The sequence below is a fragment of the Microvirga sp. GCM10011540 genome (assembly GCF_042650665.1).
GTDB classification, from domain to species: domain Bacteria; phylum Pseudomonadota; class Alphaproteobacteria; order Rhizobiales; family Beijerinckiaceae; genus Microvirga; species Microvirga lenta.
On record NZ_JBHSBQ010000097.1, the window covers coordinates 1 to 8,498 of the forward strand.

General features: G+C 61.5%; 5 protein-coding genes and 1 tRNA gene. 1 reads left to right on the forward strand and 5 read right to left on the reverse strand.

The genetic code is table 11. From position 1 onward, the window contains the following. Positions 1-422: 422 nt before the first annotated feature. Positions 423-497: transfer RNA gene (locus tag ACFOYU_RS15600), tRNA-Trp, on the reverse strand. 158 nt (positions 498-655) lie between these two features. Between ACFOYU_RS15600 and ACFOYU_RS15605 the strand changes: the two genes are divergently transcribed. After that, positions 656-1,399, forward strand: coding sequence for a GNAT family N-acetyltransferase (locus ACFOYU_RS15605; RefSeq protein ID WP_377034298.1), 744 nt, complete (start codon positions 656-658; stop codon positions 1,397-1,399). 144 nt (positions 1,400-1,543) lie between these two features. On the opposite strand, the gene ACFOYU_RS15610 is transcribed toward ACFOYU_RS15605, so the two are convergent. The 4 genes from ACFOYU_RS15610 to ACFOYU_RS15625 all read right to left on the reverse strand — a co-directional run bounded on the left by ACFOYU_RS15610 (position 1,544) and on the right by ACFOYU_RS15625 (position 7,807). After that, on the reverse strand, positions 1,544-2,842 hold the full coding sequence (locus tag ACFOYU_RS15610; protein ID WP_377034299.1) for a tyrosine-type recombinase/integrase: 1,299 nt from the start codon (positions 2,840-2,842) through the stop codon (positions 1,544-1,546). A 248-nt stretch (positions 2,843-3,090) separates the two neighbouring features. After that, entirely contained in the window at positions 3,091-4,074 is a 984-nt protein-coding gene (locus ACFOYU_RS15615) for a CHASE4 domain-containing protein (RefSeq protein ID WP_377034300.1), read from the reverse strand. A 331-nt stretch (positions 4,075-4,405) separates the two neighbouring features. After that, positions 4,406-7,039 (reverse strand): ATP-binding protein, encoded by a 2,634-nt coding sequence (locus ACFOYU_RS15620; RefSeq protein ID WP_377034301.1) that lies wholly within the window; start codon positions 7,037-7,039, stop codon positions 4,406-4,408. A gap of 72 nt (positions 7,040-7,111) precedes the next feature. Continuing rightward, complete coding sequence (locus tag ACFOYU_RS15625; RefSeq protein WP_377034302.1) at positions 7,112-7,807, reverse strand: LuxR C-terminal-related transcriptional regulator; 696 nt, start codon at positions 7,805-7,807, stop codon at positions 7,112-7,114. Between the last annotated feature and the right edge of the window lie 691 nt (positions 7,808-8,498).

Sequence of the window (8,498 nt, forward strand, 5' to 3'; positions counted from 1 at the left end):
CATCCGGCGGGGGGCCTTCATGAGCGTGCCCGATCTGGAGAGCGCGATCATGGACTACCTGGAGCACCACAATGCTGACCCGAAACCCTTTGTCTGGACAGCCCCGGCCTCAGCGATCCTGGAAAAGGTCGCCCGTGCGAAACAAGCGTTAGAGTCACAACACTAGGATATCTTTTGTGGCCGCGGCGCCGACTGGCCCCTGGTTTCGTTCACGTCGCCTGTGTGGGGCGTGGGCGAGAAGGCCGGTCGGCGTCTCTTTTCCTGACCCTGCCATCTGCCGCTCCGAAAAAGAAAACCCCGTTCAGCCGGGGGAGGTGAACGAGGTCTCTGGAGGGCGTACGCGAGACACGGCCCGCGTGCCCTTCTCCAACGGCCAAGGTTAAGATTCCGTACACAGTCAATTCATGGAAATCAAAGTGGATTGGCAGGGGCGGCAGGATTTGAACACTGCACTCTCGGAATTGGAGCCCGATGCTCTGCCATTGAGCTACACCCCTTCACCTTGCTGACAAACAACAAGCTTGAGGTCAGGGTTCCTGATTGCGTCCTGCCAATGAACAGTAACCCGAATTTGCCACATCGCCAGCCAAATTAGGACTCTATGCTCAAGTTGTCTGTCAAATACTAATGAGTTCGCCTAACGAGCGAGAGTACCATGCAAGCACAGAAGAGGAGTGGAAGCGAACGTCTCCGTCGTTATGTGCTGCACCATGGCCTCTTCAACACGTTCTTCCACCTCATTTACCGCCTGACGAATAGCTCTGTCATGGTCCTGATTTTCCGGATCGTCACACTGACAAGAGGGGACGTGGACTGGAGCTTGGTTGTAGGCTCCGATGACCGGTGGGGGTTCCTGAGCGAAGACGAGCTGATCCGCCTCTCCCGATTGGATCCTTCGCTCGAACTGGAAGACAAATTCCTGTCTCAGGCCTTTGCTCGCGGAGACCGATGCTTTGGCTTTGTCGAAGATGGGATCTTGGGTGCATATGCATGGTACTCAGTCGGTCCGACGCCTATCCAAGACTTCCTGGTGGCTGCCTTCGATCCAAACTACATTTATATGCACAAAGCATTCACCTCGCCGGCTTTCCGGGGCAGGCGGCTCTACGGCATTGGCGTCGCGCGCGCCATGCATGCTTTGGCCCAGGAAAGACGCTTTGAGGGGCTGATCAGCTGTATCCAGTCGCACAATCAGCCATCTCTGAAGGCCCTTCGACGCATCGGCTTTAAGACAGTGGGGCGAACAGGGGTTCTGGGACGCAGGCGCCCTTGCGTGTCATTCTCCACCCCTGGCTGTAGATCCTTGTTCTCAGCTAAGATCCAATCGACTGAGACGCTCCCTATGCTGCCACAAACCTCCCATGAGGCCCGTCAGTCCGATACCAGCATCCGTCGGTGATCGACGCCGGAACTCATTTCCTCACGTGAGATTGCGCAGCCGCAGAACTTTTGAAACCCTACCGCTTCGCCGCAATGTGACGGAATGCAGGTGGTTTGCCATTTTATTGGGCGATAGCTGCTGACGTTGCGGAAGACCTCTTCATCAATCCTTCCGAGACCTCTCAATCGGGACAATAGAGGCCTTGGGCTTCCCGTCCAAAGCTGCTGCAATGGCTCCCCCAATTCTGTCCGAGGCTTTGCGTAGCGGGTCGGCATCGAGGTGAGCGTAGCGAGCAGTCGTTGCAGCCTGCGTGTGTCCCAGCAACTTGCCGATGATCGGCAGCCCCATACCGGATCCAGCCCCAAAACTGGCATGGGTATGCCGGAGATCATGAAGTCGCACACCCTTGAGGCCTGCTCTTGCTGACACCGCAGCCCACGGGCGTTTCAGGTCCGCGCGCGGCTTCCCTGGAATCTCTCCAGGTATCACGAGGTGGGAGACCTTTTCCAAGCCTTCCAGGATAGAAAGGGCAGGTGCATTTAGAATGATGGTCTTGCGGCCGGTCTTTGAATCGGGGAGCAGGAGGAGACCGCGTTCAAAGTCCACATATTCCCACCGGAGATGCAGGATTTCCCTGAGGCGGGCACCTGTCAGCAGCAGCAATCGAATTGCTGCTACAACCTCTTTGCCGAACTTCACCCGACGATTAGTGGCCTTTGGAGCATGCTTGGCCTGCGGTTTGTCCAAATCCGGCTCCCAAGGGATGCCTACAGTCTCAGCCTCGCGTAGCGCCTCGCCAATGCGTTCCAGTTCCTCAGAGGACAGGAATCGCTCGCGCTTATCCTCTTTGTATTTTTCGACCCTTGCAGTCGGATTGAACTCCTCCGGTACCAGTCCCTCCTCGGAAGCCCAGGAAAACATGGAGCCCAGCACAGCAATCGCGCGGTTGGCTATGAATGGGGTAGCCCGAAGCTTGTGATGGAGCCTCGTTACATCCGCTTTAGCGATTTCCTCGGCTTTGCGTCGGCCGATCTCCGGAAGAATGTGCTTTTCAAGGACGTGGCGATACAGCTCTGCCGTGGTTGGTTTCCGCTTTGGCTGAACATGTTCAGTCAGGAAGCGCTCCGATATCTCAGATACCGTCATCGCCTTACGGCGCTTGTTCCGGTCGGCCGCCGGATCATCGCCCCTCGCGGCAGCGCCCAGGACTTCCTTGGCCTTCTTCCTAGCTTCGTCCGGGGTGAGTGCTCCGTAGCGACCAATGCTCAAAAATCGCTTTGGTGCTGTGCGCCCGCCAGCGCCAGCCCTGTACCGGACGATGAATGACTTGGCCCCTGTCGGCTCAATGCGGAGGCCGAAGCCTTTCAGTTCGGTATCCCAAATCTCATACCGAGACGATCTTGGATCGGCCGCATCGACGGCTCGTTTAGTGAGTTTCACTGATCCGGTATCTTTGGCCATGCGTGGTCACTCGGGGCTCGGGTGACCACGTGGTGACCACCGATGAGGGAAGCTGACGGAAACGCCAAGATACGTCAGACTACAAAAAGCCTTTCAAATCAAGGCGGAAGTAGCATGTAGGAGACGTGAGGAAACGAGAGGAAAGCCATACCCTTTGAATGGCATTCAAGAGGTCGGCGGTTCGATTCCGCCTGGCTCCACCAAATTTTCCGCAGACAGCAGAATCCCGAACGTATCCCTCTCCACGGTCATGGCTGCGGATGTGAAACTTCCGCCGGTTCGCCCGGGAAGCCGCGTTCCACACTCGTGTCCACCTCCAGGATCGAGCGCCGCAGGGAGCGGACGAGCAGCGCCATTACGGCGATCATCAGGCCGCAGACCAGTGCCGTGCTCGGCCCGATCACGTGCAGGATCCTCGTTCCCGGCAGGTCCGGCTGCCAGATGAAGTAGCCGATCAGATAACCCTCGTCCGACCTGAGCTCGACCGATGTCTCGTCCGCCCTCGGTGTGTCGGAGCGCGAAAAGCGCAGGCCCTCGATCAGGTTGCGTTCGGACAGGCGCTTCAGGAAGTCGCCGTCCAGAAAACGGACGCTGACGAGGATGAACTCGCTTCCGGGCCTGCGTGCCATGTTGTCCGAATGAGGCACGATCTTCATGACGCTGACCGCCGCCGGGCGCCCGAGCAGCTCGAGAAGGTGAGCGTCGTATTCCGCCCTGCCTGTCGTTACGTAAGTCGTATCCGGAGGCCGCAGGACGTGAGGGCGATGCGGCGATTCCGAATGCCCGCGCAGGCCGTGGAGGAGTCCTTCGAGGCTTGGTCTGAGCAGGTTGAATTCCCGCGGGGAGGCCCGCTTGCCGCCGATCGTGGCGTAGATCGGCGCATTGGCCGCGTCGAGCAGATAGACCTGATCCTGCCCGAAGGTGAGGTGCAGCCAGATCCCGATATTGTCGTCGATCCACTGCCAGTCGGGAGCGGGCTTTTCCAGCTCCTGCAGCGCATCGTCCCAGACGGCGACCATCTCCTGCTGCTGCGCGAGTTCGCCGACGATGGCCCTGATGTGGCGCTCCGTCGTCCGCAACTGGCGCTCGACCGACAAGTCGTTGCTCTGGCGAACGGCCCAGAACAGGGCGAATGCCGCGAGAGCAAGGCTCGCCACCGTCACGGCCGTGACGGGAAGGACGACCCGGGACCTGAACTGCCGGTCCGGATACCTTGTCGAAGATAAACTCACGCCTCGTCCTCGCTGAAGCAGTTGCCACCAGGGCGCCGTGGTGAAAGGCACATGCAATGCCGCCCTCGACCGCCCCCGGCTGATCTCGCTGTTCGGGTGCGCGCGAGACCGGGGCCCTGAGGGCGATGGCCTGCCGGGTGCCTCTGGGCTCCTTCGACAGTCCCTGCCTGCAACGCCGGCCTTCGCTCCACGTCGAACCTCATTGGTTTATGCGGTTGCCGACGCACTGGTCCATTCAGCCCCATGATCTAAGACAGGGCCGATTCCACCTAGGCCAAACGGTCTAGGCCGTTCCGCCATCCGATTCCGGCGCGCCGGCTCGGCCGGAGTCTCATGCCTTCGAGGCGACATGCTCGCATTGCCGGTCGCGGAGCAGGCCGGCAATGGCCGAACGGGTCTCCTGGGTCACCCTCCTGGCGGTCAGCAGGGATGCCGATATGTCCCCTCCGCTGAGGCACGCCTGCTCCAGGGAGCTGCAAAATTTCGAGAACTCCGAGAATCCCAAGAGAGCGGCCTGCGAGACCAGGGCATGGGCACGCTGCGCCAGCTCGTGAGGCTCGTACTGATGCGCGGATGCGAACGTCGTCTCGAGCTGCTCGTCGAACCTTGCGAGCCACTGGTTGACGCGATCCGCCCCCATCATGTCGACGAAATCGCGAAAGTCCTTCTCGTTGAAGGATTCCGGTTCTTGTGCCGTCGTGTCCGGGGATCCAGCCGTCTCATCTCCCGCAGGCAGCCATTCCGCCAGCTTCCTGAGCAGGTCGTCCCGTCTGACGGGCTTGCCTACATGGCCGTTCATGCCGGCCTCCTTGAACTGCTGAATCTGGGGCGGCAGCACATTGGCGGTCATGGCGAGGATGGGGATTCGTCCTGCCGGATGATCGAGAGTGCGGATCTTCCGTGTCGCGGTGATGCCGTCCATCCCGGGCATCTGCACATCCATCAGGACGAGGTCGTAGGGTTTGATCTGGACCGCAGCGACGGCCTCGTATCCGTTCGTGACCGTATCGACCTCGTGCCCCGCGGCCACGAGCAGCCCTTTCGCCAGCTCCTGGTTGACCTCGATGTCCTCGGCCAGAAGAATGCGCGCCGGTGCGGTCGCCGGGATCTTCTTGGCCTGCCGCTGCTGCTGGACGAGGTGCTCCGCCCGCTGCAGCGCCACTTCGATCCAGAAGGTCGAACCTTTGCCCTCTTCGCTTTCCACTCCGATTTCGCCGCCCATCAGTTCGATGAGACGCTTGGAGATCGCGAGACCGAGGCCGGTGCCGCCGAACTCCCTTCTGATGGAGCGGTCGACCTGGGAAAAGCGCTTGAACAGGCGGTCGCGCTTCTCCGGCGCAATTCCGATTCCCGTGTCGATGATGGAGATGCGGATCAGCTCTCCGCGCTCGGAACGGCCCTTGTGCTGGACGTGGGCCGTGATGTGCCCCACACGCGTGAACTTCACGGCGTTGTTCAGCAGGTTCAGCAGGATCTGGCGGAGCCGCGCTTCGTCCCCGAGCACGACGTCGGGAATGTCCGGGTCGCATTCCGTCCGGATGGGGACGCCCTTCCTGCCGGCCCCGCTGCTGACGATGGAGACGGTATCATCGATGAGCGACAGGAAGGAGAATGGCTCCTGCCGGAGCTGGATCTGATTGGCCTCGATGCTCGACAGGTCGAGGACGTCGTTGGCGATCGTCAAAAGAGCCGAGCCCGCCACCTGGATCAGCTCCGCATAGCGCCGCTGCTCCCGGCTCAGCTCCTCGTCGAGAAGGCGCTCGGTATAGCCGATGATGCCGTTGAGGGGCGTGCGGATTTCATGGCTCATGGTCGCCAGGAAGTCGGTCTTGGCATTGTTGGCGAGCCGCGCTTCGGCCAGGGCGCTCTCGGCGACGTCCTTGGCCGCCTTGAGCTCGCCCTCGCGATCGGTGATGGCTTCCGCCATCCGGCCCAGGATCCGGGCGAGGAGCCTGACCTCGCCGGCCCCTGTGGTCGAGGCGCGTATGCTGAAGTCTCCGCTCTCGAAGGCCTTGGCCATGAACGACAGATCGCGCAGGGGCCGGAAGATGAGGATTTCCGCACCAAGAAGGCCGAGCATGACCGATCCGCCGATGATGATGGTGATCAGGCTCAGGCGATAGCGAAGAACGCCGTCTATGGCGCCGATCACGGCCGCCCGGTCCAGACCGATGGCAAGGACGGCATCCGTGCCCGGGAGGGTCCGAAAGACGAACAGGCGCTGGACCCCGAACAGATCGAGCGCCTCCGAGCTCCCTTCGAGGGAGTCGAGGGCCTTCTGAACGGCGGGCCGGTCGCGGACGCTCGCCCCGACCAGCTCTCGGATCTGGGGGTGATGCGCGATGAGCGTTCCCTTCTGGTCGACGAGGAACATGCTGACGTCGAGGGTGGGGTCGACCTGCAGGGGGGAACGCTCCTGAAAGACGCCCGGGAACATGCCGAGGGACAGGACGCCCACGACCTCGCCGCTCCGCACGATCGGGGCTGCCGCCACCATGGCAAGGGCTCCGGTCCGGCGGTCCGTGGTCAACTCGCTCAGGACGAAATCCGCCCCGCTCAGCGCTTTCTTGAAGTACTCCCGGTCATGCAGGTCGGGGAGTTTGGTGTCTGCCCGGTCCGCGCAGACGGCGCTTCCGTCCGGTGAGGACAGCCTGAGCGAGTGGATCCATCGGTGGAGCGCCATGTGGTTCGCCAGGAAGGCGTCGCAGACCGGCCCTCCGGCGCCGACTTCCGGCATCTCCGTGAGGAAGCGCAGCACCCCCCGCGCTTCCTCGATCACCTCGCGTTGTCTCTCCACCGTATAGGCTGCGAGCAGTTCCGCGCGTTCGCGGGTGACCTTGAGGGCCATGTCCCGTTCGTCGCCTGCGAATTGCACAAGAGCGACCACGAGAGGCGCCAGGGCGGCGATGCCGATCAGCAGGAAGCGCCAGAACAGGCTTCTGTGATGCAGCCAACCTAACGCCACCCTGCTTTTGATCGCATGCCTCCGGGTCCCGAAGATCCGCACGCGACGGAGATCCATTGCCCGGGACGCCGCTCAGGCGCTCAGAAGAAGGCGGCGGCGGTTCGGATAGGGGCGGGCGCCCGCAACAGCGGCTGCGGCGCGGTTGTTGACGCCGAAGTAGCGGAAGATGGCCGCCATGTGGATTTTGACCGTCCCTTCGCCGAGACCGAGCGCGAGGGCGATTTCCTTGTTGGATTTGCCCTGGATCAGAAGGTCCAGCACATTCTGCTGCCGAGGCGTCAGGGCATGGACGGGTTCGTGCGGCGCGGCGGGCGGCTCCTCTGCGATCTCGCCCATGGCCTCTTCCTGGGTCAGGTCGACCTCGGCGAGCGAGGGGGGCACGTAGATGCTTCCGGCGAAGACGGTTTGAAGCGCATTCGTGAGGTCGCCGATGCTCAGGCTCTTGAGCATGTATCCGTGAACGCCAGCTTCCAGGGCGAGCAGGATGTCTCGCCGGGAGCTCGAACCGGAAATGACCGCCACCCGGGTCTGCGGGAAGCACTCCCGAACGGCCCTCAGGTTCGTCGGGGTTCTCATGCCCGGCATGGCCAGGTCGAAAAGCGCGGCACTGGTTTCGACATTGTCGCCGAGGCAATCCAGCGCCTCGTCGAGAGAGGCGGCTTCCACGACCCTCGAAAAGCCGAGCTGGCGGGTGAGAATCGCCCCAACAGCCATCCTGAAGTATGCGTCGTCGTCGGCGACGAGGCCTACTCGCATGGAGGTTTCCATCGAAAGTCTCCCATGTTGTTCAAGTCCTGCCTGCGATCAGCCGGTCTCGCTGTTGATACTGTGTAGCGATTTCAGCGGCCGACGCCATGTGCATGCGAAGGCGGGAACTCTTTATCGCAGCTATAACGTTGCAATATCTAAAACTAAGTTTCAGGCAAAAGGCAAGGAACGACTCGAGGCTTTCCGATGCGGGGCAGGCAGGGCCGGAACTTTGCACCGATCCTTCGCCTTACGTGGGGGAGCTCAACCCCGTGGGGAATGCGCCACGCTCGCTCAGTCGGCTAGAAGTTGTCTAGACAACTTATTATTTATCTGACTCTTCAGCAGGTTAGCCGATGGCGCCGTGCGACGGCTCGGTCCGAGGGGCGGATTCGCCTGCGACAGGGAATGTCACACGTAGAGTTGTATGGGCGAATGGTTCCGGATCCGGGCCGCTTGCAAGCGTGCAAAGTCTGCATTGCACGTCGCGGTATGTCCGGAGCGTGAAGGCGCCGGTGTGGGCACAGCAAAAAGGCCCGGGTTTCCCCGGGCCTTTCCGTTTGCCGAAGCGGCAGGTCTCAGTAGGTGCCGAACTTGAAGTTCAGCTTGGCGCGCGCCACGAAGAACTCGTTCTCCTCGTCGCGGTTGTTCGGGACGGACACCGCCGTACGATCGGCGCCAAGAGCAGGAACGTAGCTGCCGATGAAGGTGC

Bases quoted from the DNA above. Each gene is read 5' to 3' on its own strand.
- ACFOYU_RS15605 (WP_377034298.1), top strand. From the start codon at position 656: ATGCAAGCACAGAAGAGGAGTGGAAGCGAACGTCTCCGTCGTTATGTG.
- ACFOYU_RS15610 (WP_377034299.1), bottom strand. From the start codon at position 2,842: ATGGCCAAAGATACCGGATCAGTGAAACTCACTAAACGAGCCGTCGAT.
- ACFOYU_RS15625 (WP_377034302.1), bottom strand. From the start codon at position 7,807: ATGGAAACCTCCATGCGAGTAGGCCTCGTCGCCGACGACGACGCATAC.